Annotated in this window: 16 protein-coding genes; 8 read left to right on the top strand and 8 right to left on the bottom strand. The window is 62.5% G+C overall.

The window, feature by feature from the left end:
* The first annotated feature begins 85 nt into the window (after window positions 1-85).
* The 4 genes from QQL76_RS04850 (at window position 86) to QQL76_RS04835 (ending at window position 4162) form a co-directional block, all read left to right on the top strand.
* Window positions 86-1336, top strand: coding sequence for a BtaA family protein (locus QQL76_RS04850; protein ID WP_499206619.1), 1251 nt, complete (start codon window positions 86-88; stop codon window positions 1334-1336).
* Entirely contained in the window at window positions 1333-2010 is a 678-nt protein-coding gene (locus QQL76_RS04845; RefSeq protein WP_499206618.1) for a class I SAM-dependent methyltransferase, read from the top strand. The genes QQL76_RS04850 and QQL76_RS04845 overlap by 4 nt, the downstream gene beginning before the upstream one ends.
* 72 nt (window positions 2011-2082) lie before the next feature.
* Window positions 2083-2868, top strand: coding sequence for a glycoside hydrolase family 25 protein (locus QQL76_RS04840; RefSeq protein WP_499206617.1), 786 nt, complete (start codon window positions 2083-2085; stop codon window positions 2866-2868).
* Between the two features lie 97 nt (window positions 2869-2965).
* Window positions 2966-4162: a lytic murein transglycosylase gene (locus QQL76_RS04835; RefSeq protein ID WP_499207112.1), complete on the top strand. Its 1197-nt coding sequence runs from the start codon at window positions 2966-2968 to the stop codon at window positions 4160-4162.
* Window positions 4163-4222: 60 nt separating this feature from the next.
* Here the strand turns inward: QQL76_RS04835 and QQL76_RS04830 are convergent, their stop codons facing one another.
* Window positions 4223-5443 (bottom strand): type III PLP-dependent enzyme domain-containing protein, encoded by a 1221-nt coding sequence (locus QQL76_RS04830; protein ID WP_499206616.1) that lies wholly within the window; start codon window positions 5441-5443, stop codon window positions 4223-4225.
* Between the two features lie 14 nt (window positions 5444-5457).
* On the opposite strand from QQL76_RS04830, the gene QQL76_RS04825 reads away from it, so the two are divergent.
* A complete protein-coding gene (locus QQL76_RS04825) occupies window positions 5458-5790 on the top strand; it encodes a hypothetical protein (protein ID WP_499206615.1) in 333 nt (110 codons plus the stop codon).
* 144 nt (window positions 5791-5934) lie between these two features.
* Here QQL76_RS04825 and metF read toward each other — a convergent pair whose 3' ends face one another.
* From metF to QQL76_RS04800, 5 genes are all read right to left on the bottom strand, one after another.
* The gene (gene metF, locus QQL76_RS04820; protein WP_126009398.1) at window positions 5935-6858 is read right to left on the bottom strand and encodes a methylenetetrahydrofolate reductase [NAD(P)H]; all 924 of its coding nucleotides are present in this window, start codon (window positions 6856-6858) and stop codon (window positions 5935-5937) included.
* Window positions 6859-6860: 2 nt separating this feature from the next.
* Window positions 6861-7877 carry an ArsR/SmtB family transcription factor gene (locus QQL76_RS04815; protein ID WP_499206614.1) on the bottom strand — a complete coding sequence of 339 codons (1017 nt, stop codon included), beginning with the start codon at window positions 7875-7877 and terminating at the stop codon, window positions 6861-6863.
* Between the two features lie 91 nt (window positions 7878-7968).
* On the bottom strand, window positions 7969-8595 hold the full coding sequence (locus tag QQL76_RS04810; protein WP_499206613.1) for an MOSC domain-containing protein: 627 nt from the start codon (window positions 8593-8595) through the stop codon (window positions 7969-7971).
* Window positions 8596-8750: 155 nt separating this feature from the next.
* Window positions 8751-10400 (bottom strand): ABC transporter ATP-binding protein, encoded by a 1650-nt coding sequence (gene ettA, locus QQL76_RS04805; protein WP_499206612.1) that lies wholly within the window; start codon window positions 10398-10400, stop codon window positions 8751-8753.
* Window positions 10401-10502: 102 nt separating this feature from the next.
* Window positions 10503-11132 carry a glutathione S-transferase family protein gene (locus QQL76_RS04800; protein ID WP_499206611.1) on the bottom strand — a complete coding sequence of 210 codons (630 nt, stop codon included), beginning with the start codon at window positions 11130-11132 and terminating at the stop codon, window positions 10503-10505.
* Window positions 11133-11256: 124 nt separating this feature from the next.
* Here QQL76_RS04800 and QQL76_RS04795 point away from each other — a divergent pair, with 124 nt between their 5' ends.
* Both QQL76_RS04795 and QQL76_RS04790 read left to right on the top strand, forming a co-directional pair.
* Entirely contained in the window at window positions 11257-12213 is a 957-nt protein-coding gene (locus QQL76_RS04795) for an alpha/beta fold hydrolase (RefSeq protein ID WP_499206610.1), read from the top strand.
* Window positions 12214-12244: 31 nt separating this feature from the next.
* Window positions 12245-13900: a thiamine pyrophosphate-binding protein gene (locus tag QQL76_RS04790; RefSeq protein ID WP_499206609.1), complete on the top strand. Its 1656-nt coding sequence runs from the start codon at window positions 12245-12247 to the stop codon at window positions 13898-13900.
* A gap of 29 nt (window positions 13901-13929) precedes the next feature.
* Here the strand turns inward: QQL76_RS04790 and QQL76_RS04785 are convergent, their stop codons facing one another.
* Entirely contained in the window at window positions 13930-14268 is a 339-nt protein-coding gene (locus tag QQL76_RS04785) for a protein tyrosine phosphatase family protein (protein ID WP_126009384.1), read from the bottom strand.
* Window positions 14269-14355: 87 nt separating this feature from the next.
* On the opposite strand from QQL76_RS04785, the gene QQL76_RS04780 reads away from it, so the two are divergent.
* Window positions 14356-14868, top strand: a complete 513-nt coding sequence (locus QQL76_RS04780; RefSeq protein ID WP_499206608.1) for an RbsD/FucU family protein — start codon at window positions 14356-14358, stop codon at window positions 14866-14868.
* 9 nt (window positions 14869-14877) lie between these two features.
* Here QQL76_RS04780 and betA read toward each other — a convergent pair whose 3' ends face one another.
* On the bottom strand, window positions 14878-16560 hold the full coding sequence (gene betA / locus QQL76_RS04775) for a choline dehydrogenase (RefSeq protein WP_499206607.1): 1683 nt from the start codon (window positions 16558-16560) through the stop codon (window positions 14878-14880).
* Between the last annotated feature and the right edge of the window lies 1 nt (window position 16561).

Here is a 16561-nt window from a genome sequence, read left to right as displayed (position 1 = left end):
ATTGCTTTAGCCGCGCCGTCACAGGGCTGTAATGTGGTCCGGCTAGGCAGTTTTCCCATCGAAGCGCGAGGGAGAATCGCCTGCCATGACCGGTATCACGCGAGGCCTGCCCGGCCGGAAGACCCGCCATATCCGCGACGCCGTCTTGCGTCACTCGCCGATCAGCAAGGCCGGTCTTTCCGAACGCCTTTTTGCCTTCGTGTTTTCAGGTCTCGTCTATCCCCAAATCTGGGAGGACCCGGAGGTCGACATGCAGGCCATGGCCCTAACGCCGGAAAGCCGCATCGTCACCATTGGTTCGGGCGGCTGCAACGTTCTGTCCTATCTCACACGGGCACCGGCGCGCATCGACGTGGTCGACCTGAACCGCGCGCATATCGCCTTGAACAAGCTGAAGCTCGCGAGTGTCGCGCATCTTCCGAGCCAGAGCGACTTCTTTCGCTTTTTCGCAGGCAAGGACCAAGCCCATAACAGCCTCGCCTACCGACAGTTCATCGCGCCGCACCTCGATACGCAAAGCCGCGCCTATTGGGAAGGCCGTGGGCTCAACGGGCGGAAACGCATCACGATTTTCGACCGCAATTTCTACCGAAGCGGGCTTCTCGGTCTCTTCATTTCCGCCGGCCACCTGGCCGCACGGCTGCATGGCGTGAACCCTGCAGGGATCATGCAGACGCGCTCCATGCGCGAGCAGCGACAATTTTTCGATGAGCACCTCGCGCCGCTCTTCGACAAGCCGCTCATCCGCCTGCTGACGCGCAGCAAGGCATCGCTGTTCGGGCTCGGCATCCCGCCCGCCCAATATGAAGAGCTGGCTGCGGCGGACGCAGAGATGCGAGTGACCAACGTCTTGCGAGCGCGCCTCGAAAAACTCGCCTGCCATTTTCCGCTGGAAGACAACTATTTCGCCTGGCAGGCATTTGCCAGGCATTACCCGGAGCCAAACGGAGGCTCGCTGCCGCCCTACCTGCAAGCCCGGCATCATGCGACCCTGCGAGAGAACGCCGGTCGTGTCTTCGTCCATCACCAGAGCTTTACGACGCTGCTTGCTGACAAGCCTGCGTCGTCGGTCGATCGTTACATCCTGCTCGACGCCCAGGACTGGATGAGCGACGCACAATTGAACGCGCTCTGGACGGAGATCTGCCGGACGGCCGCGCCAGGCGCGCGTGTGATCTTCCGCACGGCCGGCGAACCCTCCATTCTTCCAGGCCGTCTCCTGCCCGTCCTTCTCGACCATTGGAACTACAACGCTGCCGCCAGCGCGGAAGGCCACGCGCGCGATCGCTCCGCCATCTATGGCGGCTTCCATGTGTATGAGCGCAAAGGCGCATGATGGGGCTGGAACGGACGCAATCCGCCGAGCACGCGGTGTTGATGGACAGCGTATACCGCTATCAGCGCCACATCTACGATCTGACGCGCAAATACTTCCTGCTTGGACGGGATCAGATGCTCGACGCGTTGGCGGTCCCGACCGGTGGCATTGTGCTGGAACTTGGCTGCGGTACCGGACGCAACCTCCTGGCCGCCGCGAAGCGCTATCCCGATGCGCGCTATTACGGCATCGACGTATCGCCGCAGATGCTGGAGACCGCGAGAGGCAACATCGATCGGGCCGCACACGCCCGAAAGATCATCGTCGCAGAAGGCGATGCGACAAATTTCGACTGCCAAGCGCTCTTCGGCTTTGACAAGGCTGACCGCGTGTTCATCTCCTACGCCGTCTCGATGATCCCGAGCTGGCAGCAGGCGATTGCCGCAGCACTCAAAGCCACCAAACCCGGTGGCTCCGTCCATATCGTCGATTTCGGCCAGCAGGTTGAATTGCCGCCGGCATTTCGCCGATTGCTGACAGCGTGGCTGGAGCGGTTCCATGTCACACCGCGCGCCGACCTCTTCGAAGTTGCCAAGCTGGTTGCGGCCAGCGATGGCGCGCAGGTGGAAAACCGATCCCTCTTCCGGGACTATGCGAGGATCGTCGTCATCACGCGGACGAAAGGTCGTTGAGCTCGGCTTTAGTCGGCGGGAACGAGCCGTTAGGAAGGAAGCGGTGATTCCCTCCTGATTCGCGGAGCCTAGATGATACGACGCGCCGGCATTCTCCTGATCCTGGTCATGACGGCCGCCCTTTCAGCCTGCAGCACCACCGCTACCGATATCCTCCACATCTCTCCGGTCAACGCACCCCGCTTCGGCGACAACGATCCGCAGGATTTCGCCCGGTCGCCGTCCACCTATGCGGTCCACGGCATCGACGTGTCGAAATATCAGGGTACGATCGACTGGAACACGGCCCGCGCCGCAGGTGTCTCCTTCGCCTTCATCAAGGCGACAGAGGGCGGCGACATGTTCGATCCGAAGTTTGAGGAATACTGGGCAGGCAGTCGCGCAGCCGGCATTCCGCGCAGTGCCTACCACTTCTTCTATTTCTGTCGTCCCGCGATCGAACAGGTGCAGTGGTACATCCGCAACGTTCCGCGAGAGAGCGACGCCCTGCCGCCGGTCCTCGACATGGAATGGAACCACCTGTCGCCCACATGCCGCCTGCGCCCGCCGCCGGAAAAGGTGCGCAGCGAAATGCAGGTGTTCCTGAACGCGCTCGAACGGCACTATGGCAAGCGCCCGATCATCTATACGACGATCGATTTTCACCGGGAGAACATCGAGGGCCACTTCCTCGACTATCCGATGTGGCTGCGCGCCGTCGCGGAGCATCCCGACACGCTCTACCCCGGACATTCCTGGACGTTCTGGCAGTATACGGGCACGGGCATCGTGCCGGGCATCACCGGTGACACCGACATCAACGTCTTCAACGGCACCATCGAACAATGGCGGCGTTGGCTGTCCAATGCGACGAGCTGAGGCAAAGCGAACGACCTGCCACAACTGAGCCAACATCCGCCTGCATTGCGAGCGCGGGACATCGACGGATACCAGCTGGGGAACCAAGCCTATGACGATCACGACATCTGCCAGGAAGAGCCTCCTCGGCATCGGAACCGGACTTCTCGCAACGCTGATGGCGACGAGCGCCTTTGCCCAGCAGTGTGGCGGAGATTTCGGGCAGTTCCTGCAGGGCGTACGTGCCGAAGCGGTCGCTCAGGGCCTTTCGCCGGAAGCAGCGGATCGGGTGCTTGGCAGCGCGCGTCAGGATCAGCAGGTGCTCAACCACGATCGCAGCCAAAGCGTCTTCCGCATGAACTTCATCGAGTTTTCGCAGCGGATCATCAGCAACAATCGCATGCAGCAGGGCCAGGCCATGCTGCAGCGTCATGCCTCCGTCTTCGCGCGCGCCGAACAGGAATTCGGCGTGCCGGGACCAGTCATTGCCGCCTTCTGGGGCCTGGAAACTGATTTCGGTGCCGTTCAGGGCGACATCAACACCGTCAATGCGCTTGCGACGCTTGCACACGATTGCCGTCGTCCCGCGCTCTTCCGTCCGCAGCTGATCGGCGCCATTGCCATGGCCGAACGCGGTGATCTCGACCCCGCGACGATGACCGGCGCGTGGGCCGGCGAGATCGGACAGGTTCAGATGCTGCCGGCCGACATCATCCAATTCGGCGTCGACGGCGATGGCGATGGCCATGTGAACGTCAAGACGAGCAGTGCCGACGCGATCCTGACGGGCGCCAACTTCATCCGCAGCCTGGGCTGGCGCGCCGGCGAGCCCTGGCTCCAGGAAGTCACCATTCCGCAGAACCTACCCTGGGAGCGCACCGGCCTTTCAGGCGGCGCGACCGTTGGCGAGTGGCAGTCGCTCGGAGTTTCGCCCCGCAACGGTTCCCTGCCCAATGCCGGCATGCAGGCACGTCTGATCATGCCGCAGGGCCGGTTCGGCCCCGTCTTCCTGGCCTATCCGAATTTCGACGTCTATCTCGAGTGGAACCAGTCCTTCATCTACACGACGTCGGCAGCCTATTTCGGCACGCGTCTCGCAGGTGCTGACAGATATGCTGCTGGCAATCCACCTGCCGGCCTTAGCGCCGAGCAGATGATGGACCTGCAGCGCCGCCTTCAAGCGCGTGGTTACAATGTCGGCGACATTGACGGCATTCTCGGTGCGGGCACCCGCGATGCGGTGCGCGCCGAACAGCTTCGCCTCGGCATGCCCGCAGACGCATGGCCGACGCCGGAACTGCTCGCTCAGCTCTGAGCGGTCAGCGAGTATTCAAGACATGAAGGCCGCCTGCGCACCCGCCGGGCGGCCTTTTCATCAAGAGGCCATCGTTTCCAGGCTCGCGAAACCTTCCGGTGCGCCCTCGTCGCCGAACGCGGTGGTCACCTCCACGAAATCGTCCGGATAGAACCCGTTGAATCGCGTGCGCAGCGACAGAGAATAGGCGCCGATATGGCCGATCTCGATCCAGTCGCCCGTGTCCACCGTTTCCGGCAACCAGAACGGCCGCGAGAGGATGTCGACACTGTCGCAGGTGGCGCCGCAGACCTTGAATGGCACGACGTTTTCCGGATCGCCATTGCGTGATTTGCGGGCAGGATCCGGGATGAAACGGGCCGGAAGCGTGATCTTTCCGGTCCAGCTGTCGGACAGCGACGCCCAGATGCCGTCATTGATATAGAGCCGCCGGCCCTTGCGCAGCAAAACCCTCACGACCAGTGAAAACGACCGTGCGACGATGGCTCTGCCCGGTTCGGCGACAAGCGGCAGCGTCTTGAAGCCCCATTCCGTCAGGTTGAGATCAAGCCGCTCCATAAGTTCGTCGATGGTCGGGATATCAGGCTTCTTGCGGTTTGGATCATGGCCGTATTCGGCGGGAAAACCGCCGCCGACATCGAGGCCGGCGAGCGAAACGCCGGCGCGACTGCGCACCCAATCGGCCGATGCCAGCGCGCGTTCGTAGGATTCCGATTCGGCAATCTGGCTGCCGACATGGAAGCAGAGACCGACCTTGAAGCCGATACGATCCAGACGCTGAACCAGTTCCACCGCATGGCCGGGTGCTGCGCCGAACTTCTTGGAGAGCTCGTAGGCCGCGTGACCCTTCGTCTGAAGCCGGACGAAGATGGTGAAGTCCGCTGGATCGAGATCAAGTGCCCGCACGATGCGCAGCACCTTGGCGATCTCGTCCTCATGATCGAGCGACATTACCCGGATGCCGTAGGTCTCGAGCGCAAGACGGATGTCCGACTGCGCCTTGACCGGATGCATGTAGAGCATCTCGGCATCCTTGGAGGCGGCGCGCACGGCCGCAAATTCGGCGGGGGAAGCGACGTCGAAGGTCTTCACGCCGGCCTTGACCAATGTTTCCAGCACCATCGGCTCGCCATTGGTCTTCACCGCATAGGCCGTCTCACCCGGAAATTGCCGCATGAAGCGCTGCGCATCCTCGATGAGGACCTCGGGCCGGAAACAGTAGAGCGGCGCGTCTGGTCTCAGCGAGAGCGCCGCCTCGGTTCCGGTGGTGAATCGCTGCATGGGGTCGGCTCCTGATGATGGCGGACGCTATCAGTTTGTCGCTGAGGGTAAAGGTCGCCAGGCGCGTTGCGGCCCGCACGACGCAGCGCGGAAACATTATCCACCCTTCCTACGCCGGCGACGATGGCAACAAGATGAAAACAAAACAGCGCCCTAGCGGCGAAAATGAATTCATTCGTATCGTCGCGTCTTGCACTGCAGCAACGAATTCCCTTTTCGCGATACGTGTTAACACCTATTATCAGGAGGTTAACTGCGAGGAGGTGACCATGAGACTGACGCAACAGTTCAATGTTGTCATGATCTGTGCCGCGTTCGCCTTCATCGGGAGCATGCTCTTCATCTGAAGGGACATTCACCTGAAGGGACCAGGGCCCGAAAGCGCCTTCATTACGTAGACCCAGCAAGAATAGGAAAAGGGGATCGTCTCGTCGGCGATCCCCTTTTTCCATTGTGAAGTGGGCGTCCGATGACGCCTTCTTAGCCTACGATCAGGCCGCGGCCACGGCCTTGTCCTCCGCCTGCGGCGCACGGCCGCGAAGACCGAGGAGATGGCAGATCGCATAGACGAGCTGGGCCCGGTTCATCGTGTAAAAATGAAAATCGTGGACGCCGCGCTCGACGAGATCCATCACCTGGTCGGCCGCGAGTGCGGCTGCGATCAGCGAGCGGGTCTGGGCGTCGTCTTCCAACCCTTCGAATCGCTCGGCCAGCCATGTCGGGATCGACGCACCGCACATGCCGGCAAACCGAGCGACCTGCCCGAAATTGTGGATCGGCAGAATGCCCGGGACGATCGGGATGTAGATCCCTGCGCGGCGGACACGCTCGACGTAGCGCTCATAGGTGTCGTTATCGAAGAAGAACTGCGTGATCGCCCGCGTCGCGCCATTGTCGACCTTGCGCTTCAGCATGTCGATGTCGGTCATGAAATCCGGGCTCTCCGGATGCTTCTCCGGGTAAGCGGACACCGAAATCTCGAAATCGGCAAACGCCTTCAGGCCTGCCACCAGCTCTGCGGCATTGGCGTAGCCATCCGCGTGCGGCTTGAAGCGCGTGCCGATGCCACCCGACGGATCGCCGCGCAGGGCCACGAAATGACGCACGCCGACATCCCAGAACTCGCGAACGACCGCATCGACCTCTTCGCGGCTGGCATCGACGCAGGTCAGATGCGCCGCAGTCGACAACGTGGTCTCGCGGTGGATGCGGCTGACGGTGTTCAGCGTCGGCTGCTTGGTCGATCCGCCTGCCCCATAGGTCACCGAAACGAAATCCGGATTGAAAGGCGCGAGCTTCGACACGCTTTCGAAAAGCTGCGTCTCCATGTCCCCAGTCTTCGGCGGGAAGAACTCGAAGGAGACATTGATCCGGTCGGCGCTGAGCGAAGGGCTTGATCTTCTAAGGAGCGACATGGTCAGGCAAGTCCCTTGGTGACATCGGCGCTCTCGTCGCCGGCAATGAGAAGACGCGGATCGCGTGCGAGCCAAATGGTGACGGTCAGCGTTTCGCTGCCCTCCTCTTCCGGCTCAAGATCGACGATCCGTTCGATGGACAGACCGGCCGAGCGCAGCGCCTCGCCGATCGTCTGGTGCGCAAATCCGAGACGCACATGGGCATGCTCTTCCCGCAACCGCTCCAGTTCGTGCGGCGCGAAGTCGACGATGATCAGCCGCCCACCGGGCCGCAGCATGCGCGCTGCCTCCGCGATCGCGTCGTCTGGTGACTGCAGGTAGTGCAGGACCTGATGGATCGTCACGAGATCGAAGGTCTCGCGGTCGAGCGGCAGGTTGAAAATGTCGCCATGGCGCACCGAGGCGTGGCTGAGCCCGTTGCGATCGAGATTGGCACGCGCGACGGCCAGCATGTCACGGCTTGCATCCACGCCGATGCCACGCCGATAGAGCCCCTGGAAAAGCTGGAGAATGCGGCCCGTACCGGTGCCAAGATCGAGCATCGAATCGAAAGGCGTCGTGCCGACCAGTTCCGTCAGCGACGCCTCGACGCGATCGTCGCTCACATGCAGCGAACGCAGGTCGTCCCAGCTTTCGGCATTGCGCGAGAAGTAGGACTGCGCCTTTTCCGCCCGCACCTTCTGAACTGCGCGAAGGCGTTCCGCGTCGCGCGCCAGGATGGCATCATTGGCCGAGATGGCATCGATCAAAAGGCGCGCAAGGCCAGCCGCCCGCCCTTCGCTGGTCAGCCTGAAATAGGCCCAGGCACCCTCCTGGTAGCGCTCGATGAGGCCGGCTTCGCCGAGAAGCTTGAGATGGCGCGAAATGCGGGGCTGCGATTGACCGAGAATATCAGTAAGATCGGTTACTGTGAGGTCGCTCGTCGCCAGCAGCCAGAGCAGCCGCATGCGCGTCTGCTCACCCGCAGCCTTCAACAGGTCGACGATTTCGTCGAGACCGAGCTTGTAGTGATCGAGCATTCTCAACATCCAAAAACGATATAAAGATATCTTTATATGTTTCTGGACGCTGTTGCAAGCCGCTCGGGATGCCTGATTGCAGCGACACCTGTCAGCCGCGATAGATCCACTGCTCCGGCACGTGAACCTTCACGCTCTCGCCAACACTGATCCGCCCGGGCTTTTCGACCCAGGCAACCAGCCCCCGGCGACGCTTGGCGGCGTCCTTGAACGACAGCGCAAGTGCTGTGCGATCATGATCAGGGAAGTGATCGGCGATGGAACCGCCCGCCAGGCGGCACGGCGCGTTTTGACCGTCGATCTTGAGCGTCACGCCATTCGCGAAGAAAAGCAGCGTGCGCGGCGGCAGCATCGAAAGCTGCGGAACGCCATCGAGCAGGAGATTGGCACCGATCCATTCAGGCCGGATGCGATCGACGCCCATATCGACTGCCGCCTTCGCCAGCTCGTCCGCGGCGACGATGCTGAGCTGACGCTCGTTGCGCATCTCGGTACCGCGGGGATACCATGGCTCACGTCCACCGGAGCGCCGAGTGGCACCCGCATGAAAATCGCCGACGATGCCGTCGAAGGTGAGGTCGAGCGACGACACCGGCCCGCTGATGAAATCGTCGCCTGTGGCCGCGAAAAGCCCACCAACGGTCGCGGAAAGACGGCGACCAGTCACGACCTCAGTCGGCATGTCGAGCGGCAGGGAAGATTGAAGGGGCAAGGTCATGGCGACGGTTCTCCGGACGATCGGCTGTACTCTTGCCAATCGGCGACCGTCTCGACCAGTCAGAAAATCTGAAGTCTGCATTCACCGGCCGCGATCTGAGCGATGGCGCCGGCCGCACCTCCTGATATGGAAGGCGACCGGTGCGATAGCCAAAGTCAGCGCGTCAGGCGCTTGTAGGTCATGCGGCGCGGATTGACGCTTTCGACGCCGAGACGACGGACCTTGTCCTTTTCGTAGTCTTCGAAGTTGCCTTCGAACCACTCCACGTGGCTGTCGCCTTCGAACGCCAGGATGTGGGTCGCAAGCCGGTCGAGGAACATGCGATCGTGGCTGATGATGACGGCACAGCCGGCGTAGCTTTCCAGCGCATCTTCGAGCGCAGCCAGCGTTTCGGTGTCGAGGTCGTTCGTCGGTTCGTCGAGCAGCAGAACGTTGCCGCCGGTCTTCAGCATCTTGGCGAGGTGCACGCGGTTGCGCTGGCCGCCCGACAGATTGCCGACCTTCTGCTGCTGGTCGCCGCCGCGGAAGTTGAAGGACGAGCAATAGGCGCGCGTGTTGGCCTCATGCTTGCCGAGCTTCACCACTTCGGCACCGCCGGAAATTTCTTCCCACACGGTCTTGTCCGGATCGAGCGCGTCGCGGCTCTGGTCAACATAACCGAGCTTCACGGTCTCACCGACACGGATATCGCCATTGTCGGGCGTCTCCTGGCCGGTGATCATCTTGAAGAGCGTCGTCTTGCCAGCGCCGTTCGGTCCGATGACGCCAACGATGCCGCCGGGCGGCAGCTTGAACGACAGGTCCTCGATCAGGAGGCGGTCGCCGAAGCTCTTGGAAATACCATTGACCTCGATGACGACATTGCCGAGGCGATCCCCATGGGGAATGACGATCTGCGTGTCGGTCGGGCGGCGGTTGTCGGCCGCTGCAAGCAGGTCCTCGAACGCCGCGATACGGGCTTTCGATTTCGACTGCCGCGCCTTGGGGCTCGATCCCATCCACTCGCGTTCGCGGGCGATCGCCTTCTGGCGGGCGTCATCCTCGCGGCCTTCCTGCTTGAGCCGCTTGGCCTTGGCTTCGAGGTACTTCGTATAGTTGCCTTCGTACGGAATGCCGCGCCCGCGATCGAGCTCGAGGATCCAGCCGGTGACATTGTCGAGGAAGTAGCGATCGTGGGTAATGATCATCACGGCGCCGGGATATTGGCGCAGGTGCTTTTCAAGCCAGGCCGTGGTCTCGGCGTCCAGATGGTTCGTCGGTTCGTCGAGCAGCAGTAGGTCGGGCTCGCGCAGCAGAAGCTGGCAAAGCGCGACACGGCGGCGTTCACCGCCCGAGAGCTTGGTGACGTCGGCTTCCTTGGGCGGGCAGCCGAGCGCTTCCATCGCCATCTCGACCTGCTGTTCGAGATCCCAGAGGTTCAGCCGGTCCATCTCGTCTTGCAGATGAGCGGACTCGTCAGCCGTCTCGTCCGAATAGTTCATCATCAGTTCGTTGTAACGGTCGATGATCGCGGTCTTGCGCGCCACGCCCGTCATCACGTTGCCGAAGACGTCGAGTGCCGGATCGAGGTCGGGCTCCTGTGCCAGGTAGCCGACGGTGGCACCTTCGGCGAGCCAGGCTTCGCCCGAATATTCCTTATCGATACCGGCCATGATCTTGAGCACGGTCGACTTACCGGCCCCGTTGGGACCGAGAATGCCGATCTTGGCATCGGGGTAGAAGGACAGGTGCAGGTTTTCCAGCACCTTCTTGGCGCCGTAGGCCTTGTTGAGGCCGGCCATGTGGTAGATGAATTGACGTGCCATGAGGGCGCGATCTTTCCTGTAACGAATAAGGGAATGCGGGAGAGATTTGCGATTGGCCCGCTTTTATGCAATCCGGCCGCCGCTATCAATGCGTATCGGCAATTAGCTGGCCGACTTCATCTCCGCCAACAGCGCATCGTCCTTTTCAGTGGCCCGCTTGTAGGCCGGACGATCGGCGAGCCGCTTGGCATAAGCTGCAAATTCCGAACGCTGCTCGAACGTGCCGAACTGAAGACCCCACAACACTTGCGCACCGACATAGACATCAGCTGCGGTGAACCGATTACCGGCAATGTACGGCCCGCGTGAAAGAGCTTTGGCAAGCGTGTTCATGACGGCAGCGAAGTTCCCGTATCCCACGAACCCCTGCTTTTCATCGGGCACGGCCACTTCCAGGCTCTTGTTGGTGACGGCGGCTTCGAGCGGACCGGCGGCGAAGAAAAGCCACCGATAATAGTCGGCCCGGTCGGTGAGCGCCGGCGAAAGCCCCGCCTGTGGAAACGCGTCGGCGACGTAAGCACAGATGGCCGCGCACTCGGTCACCACGCGGTTGCCATGCTTGACCGCCGGCACCTTGCCCATCGGGTTGATGGCGAGGTAGTCGGGGCTCTTCATGTCGGGCCCATAACCAAGCGCGCGCGTCTCGTAGTCCACACCCGCCTCTTCGAGCATCCAGCGCGCGATCCGTCCGCGCGACATAGGGTTGGTGAAAAGAACGAGATCGTCAGTCATGGCGCCACCTCATTTCCGGGAGGCCTCTATTTAGCGGCTTGCTCGGACTGCCTCAAGCGAGCGGCTCCGCGATGATCATCACGGCGATTGCGGGCAGACTGCGGCTCGCCTATGCATGGCGGCCATGACGTCCAGCTTCGAACAGGCATATTCCATAGACAGCCCGACCGGCGCGACGCTGAGCGTGCGGCACCAGCCGGCGGTTGGACCTCAGCGCGGGATCCTTCTGCTGTCGCACGGCCTGGCCGAGCATTCTGTGCGCTATGTCGCTTTTGCCCGATCGATGGCTGCCGCCGGTCTTGCCGTTTACGCCCACGATCATCGCGGCCATGGGAAAACCGTCGCTGCCGATGCGCCCATCGGCCGTTTTTCGGCAACTGATGGGCGCCGCAAGGTACTCGCCGACGTGATGGCGGTCCGTGCCCATGCGCTCGAAGCTCATCCCGGGCTGCCTGTCATCCTGTTCGGGCACTCCATGGGCGGCCTGATCGCCTGGAACAGCGTCATCTCCAATTCGGCGGCCTTCGACGCCGTGGCGGTCTGGAATTCCAATTTCCAGGCGGGCGCGGCCGGTCGCGCGGCACAGGCAATCCTAGCCGTCGAAAAGGCGATGAAGGGTTCCGACGTGCCGAGCGGGATCCTGCCGAGGCTGACGTTCGAAGCCTGGGGCAAGGCCGTGCCGAACCGCCGAACACTGTTCGACTGGCTGTCGCACGATCCAACCGTCGTCGACGCCTATATCGCGGACCCGCTTTGCGGCTTCGATGCGTCCGTTTCGCTGTGGCAGGACCTTTTCGGCCTGATCTATCGCGGCGGACATCCGAGCAACTGGTCGGGCATCGATCGCAATCTGCCGATCCATCTCGTCGGCGGCACGGAAGATCCCGCGACGAACGGCGGCAAGGCCGTCGACCGGATGGCGCATGATCTTCGCAAGGCCGGTTTCCGCGATGTGACGCTTGCCCTCATCTCCGGCTTCCGCCACGAGACGCTGAACGAAATCGGCGCTGCGCAACCGATCGAGGCATTTCGATCCTGGGTCGACCGTGTCCTCGCGCACCCGCGCCGCCAAGAACGATAAAAGCCCCAGAAATCGCAAGAAGGAACACACGATGAGAACCGGCGGACAGCTGATTGTCGACGCATTGGTGGCCAACGGCACGAAGCGGCTCTTCTGCGTGCCGGGCGAGAGCTATCTTGCTGTGCTCGACGCGCTGGTCGATGCCGATATCGGCGTCACCGTCTGCCGCCAGGAAGGCGGCGCGGCAATGATGGCCGACGCCTGGGGCCGCCTGACCGGCGAACCGGGCATCTGCTTCGTGACGCGCGGCCCCGGCGCAACCAACGCATCGGCCGGCCTCCACATCGCGCGGCAGGATTCCACGCCGATGATCCTCTTCATCGGCCAGGTGCAGCGCGAGGCGCGCGAGCGCGAAGCCTTCCAAGAAATCGAATACCGGCGCGCCTTCACCGAATATGCGAAATGGGTCGGCGAGATCGACGATGCCCGCCGCATTCCGGAATTCGTGACGCGCGCCTTTGCCGTCGCAACGTCCGGTCGGCCCGGCCCGGTGGTCCTGACGCTTCCGGAAGACGTGCTGCGCGATATCGTGGAGGCACCCGAGCCAAAGCCATACACACCCGTCGAGACCTATCCGTCGCACCAGCAAATGGACGAGGTCGAGCGGCTGATCACCGAGGCCGAACGCCCCTTCGCCATTCTCGGCGGATCACGCTGGACGGCGGAAGCGGTCAGCCGGTTTGCGAGCTTTGCCGAGCGCCACGAACTGCCCGTCGGCTGCTCCTTCCGCCGACAGGCACTCTTCGATCATCTGCACCCCTGCTATGCCGGCGATGTCGGGATCGGTATCAATCCGGTCCTGGCCGAGGCCATCAAGCAGTCCGACCTCGTTCTGCTTCTCGGTGGACGGTTCTCGGAGATGCCGTCGTCCAATTACACGTTGCTGGAAAGCCCCTACCCGCGCCAGAAGCTGATCCATGTGCACCCGGATGCCGGCGAGCTTGGCCGCGTCTACCGGCCGGACGTTGCGATCAATGCGAGCCCTGCAGCCTTCTGCGCCGCCTTGCCTTCGACGTCCCGCAATCCGGCACCTGCGAGTGCGGATCGCGCCGCCGCCCTTCACGATGCCTACCGAACCTGGTCCACGCCGCCCACGGAAGGCCCTGGAAAGGTGCAGATGGGCGCCATCATGAATTGTATCGAGGAAAACGCGAAGGCCGATACGATCTTCACCAACGGTGCCGGCAACTACGCCACATGGCTCCATCGCTTCCATCGCTTCCGGGGCTTTGCGACCCAGGCCGCGCCGACCTCCGGATCGATGGGCTACGGCATGCCCGCCGCTGTCGCTGCCAAGCAGCTCTTCCCCGAACGCGACGTGATCTGCTTTGCCGGAGACGGCTGCTTCCTGATGCATGGCCAGGAATTCGCGACCGCCGTGCGCTATGACCTGCCCGTGATCGTGCTCGTCATCAACAACGGCATGTACGGTACGATCCGCATGCACCAGGAGCGCGAATACCCAAGCCGCGTCAGTGCAACGGATCTCACCAACCCCGATTTCGCCGACTATGCCCGCGCCTTCGGCGGCCATGGCGAAGTGGTGACGGAGACTGCGGAATTTGAGGCCGCCTACGAGCGCGCGAAGGCGAGCGGCAAGCCCGCGATCATCGAAATCCGCATCGACCCCGAAGCGATCACGCCGACGCGCTCGCTGAGCGACATCCGTAACGCGGCAAGAAGTTAAAGGAGGCGCCCTGTTTGGGCGCTACACCCTCAATTGCGGATGTGCCGGGTCAGTTCGTAAATCTTCGTCGAGCGCGCGCCGGAGCGGCAATAGCCGAGCATCGGACGGGGCATCTCGTCCAGGCAGTCGACGAATGCGTTGATCTGGTCTTGCGAAACGCCTTCGGCGCCGAAGGGCACGTGGCGGATCTCGAGGCCGAGCTTTTCGGCCTCGGCCTTCACGGAAGCAAATTCCGGCTGGCCTTCGGCTTCGCCGTCCGGGCGATGACAGACGATGGACTTGAAGCCCATCTCCTTGATCTCCTTGACGTCCTCGGCGGTGATCTGGGCTGCGACGGAGTACTCGTCGTTGATCTGGCGGATGTCCATCGGGCGACCTCTTCATTCCTGCAGCGCGAACGCGCGGCTTGCTCCATAACGTCAGTGATAAGCGGCCTTCGGGCGCGAAATCAAGCGATGGATCGATTGACCGAACTCGATCTCGTCGCGAAAAGTGCAGCAAGGCGCACCAAGGAGACCGAGATGCTGAAGTCCATCCCGACGATGATCGATGCGGAATTGCTGTGGATTCTGCGCTCGATGGGCCACGGCGACACGCTCGTCATCTGCGACGCCAACTTTCCCGCGACATCGGTAGCGTTCCATACGGTGACGAAGAAGCTCGTCCGGCTCGCAGGCGTCGACACCACAGAATTTGCCGAAGCGCTCTTCAAGCTCCTCCCGCTCGACAGCTTCGTCGATCACCCGATTGCGCACATGCAGGTTGTCGGCAAGCCCGGTGAACGGCTGCCGATCCACGAGGAGTTCAAGGCAGCAGCCGACCGCGCGGAAGCCGGTGACATCGGCATGACGTCGATCGAGCGCCACGCCTTCTACGATGCGGCCCGACAAGCCTATGCCGTCGTGCAGACCAGCGAAGAGCGGCCCTATGGCTGCTTCATCGTCACCAAGGGCGTGATCTTCGACTAGATCGACCTTTTAGCGGTCGCTCGTCTTCCAACGTGGGTTGATCCAGGGCTCGGCATTTTCCGGCGCGAGCGGCTGGCGACCGAGAATGTGATCCGCGGCCTTTTCGCCGACCATGATCGACGGGCCGTTCAGATTGCCATTGGTGATCTGCGGGAAGATCGAGCTATCGGCCACGCGCAGGCCGTCGACGCCGATGACGCGGCATTCGGGATCGACCACCGCCATCGGATCATCCGCGCGCCCCATCCGGCACGTGCCGCAGGGGTGATAGGCGCTTTCAGCGTGGTCTCGAATGAAGCCGTCGAGGTCGACATCCGACTGCAGATTGATGCCGGGCTGGATCTCCTTGCCCGCGTAATCGGCAAAGGCCGGTTGCCCGAAGATTTCGCGCGTCAGGCGGATGCAGTGGCGGAAGTCCGCCCAATCCTTTTCATGGCCCATATAGTTGAACCGGATGACGGGCTTGTCCTTGGCCTCGCCGCTGCGCAACGTCACCGAACCGCGCGAAGGCGAGCGCATGGGCCCGACATGGGCCTGAAACCCATGGCCTTCGGCAGCCGCCTTGCCGTCGTAGCGCACCGCCATGGGCAGGAAGTGGTACTGGATGTCCGGATAATCGACGCCGGGAGCCGAGCGCAGGAAAGCGGCGCTTTCGAACTGGTTCGATGCTCCAAGGCCCGTCTTGAACAGCAACCATTGCAGACCGACGAGACCCTTTCCGATCAGATTGTAGTGCTTGTAGAGTGTGATCGGCTGAAGCGATGCGTACTGGATATAAAGCTCCAGATGATCCTGCAGATTGGCGCCAACGCCCGGTCGATCCGCGACAGGCGCGATGCCGTGCTCGGCGAGATGCGCGGCCGGGCCGATGCCGGAGAGCATCAGGAGCTTCGGCGAATTGATCGACGATGCGGCGATGATCACCTCGCGCCGCGCCTTCACGATCTCGATGGCGCCGCCGCGTTCGATCTCGACGCCGGTCGCCTTGCCATTCTCGATGATGACGCGGCGGGCGAAACACCGGACGAGCTCGGTGTTCTTCTTCTTTAGCGCCGGCCGCAGATAGGCATTCGCCGTGGACCAGCGGCGGCCTTTCCAGACCGTCTGCTCCATCGGCCCGAAACCCTCCTGCTTTTCGCCATTGTAGTCGTCCGTCGCCTCGAAGCCTGCCTGCTTTCCGGCCTCCACAAAGGCGCGGTAAAGTGGGTTCTTCCGCGGGCCGCGCGTAATGTGCATCGGCCCTGAGCGGCCACGCCAGGATGGATCGCCCGAACCGGCATCGGCAAACGGCCCACCGGCGTGCCAGTGCTCCATGCGCTTGAAGTAGGGCAGAACGTCCGCGTACGACCAGCCTTGAGCGCCGAGGTCCGCCCAGGTGTCGAAGTCGCGTGCATGGCCGCGCACATAGACCATGCCGTTGATGGAGGACGAACCGCCGATGACCTTGCCCCGCGGCGTCGCAAGCCTGCGGTTGCCGAGATGCGGCTCCGGCTCGCTCTCAAATCCCCAGTCGTAGATGCCCATGTTCATGGGATAGGACAGTGCCGCCGGCATCTGGATGAACGGGCCGATGTCCGTGCCGCCATATTCCAGCACGAGCACGGAATGGCGCCCGTCCTCGGCCAGCCGATAGGCGGTGGCGGCGCCGGCCGAGCCGGAGCCAATGACGACGAAATCCGCTTCCATGGTCATC

The organism is Rhizobium albus, assembly GCA_030160035.1.
In the GTDB taxonomy this organism is placed as follows: domain Bacteria; phylum Pseudomonadota; class Alphaproteobacteria; order Rhizobiales; family Rhizobiaceae; genus Georhizobium; species Georhizobium albus.
The sequence above is the reverse complement of the archived record's forward strand: the minus strand, read 5'-3'. Positions and strand labels throughout refer to the sequence as shown.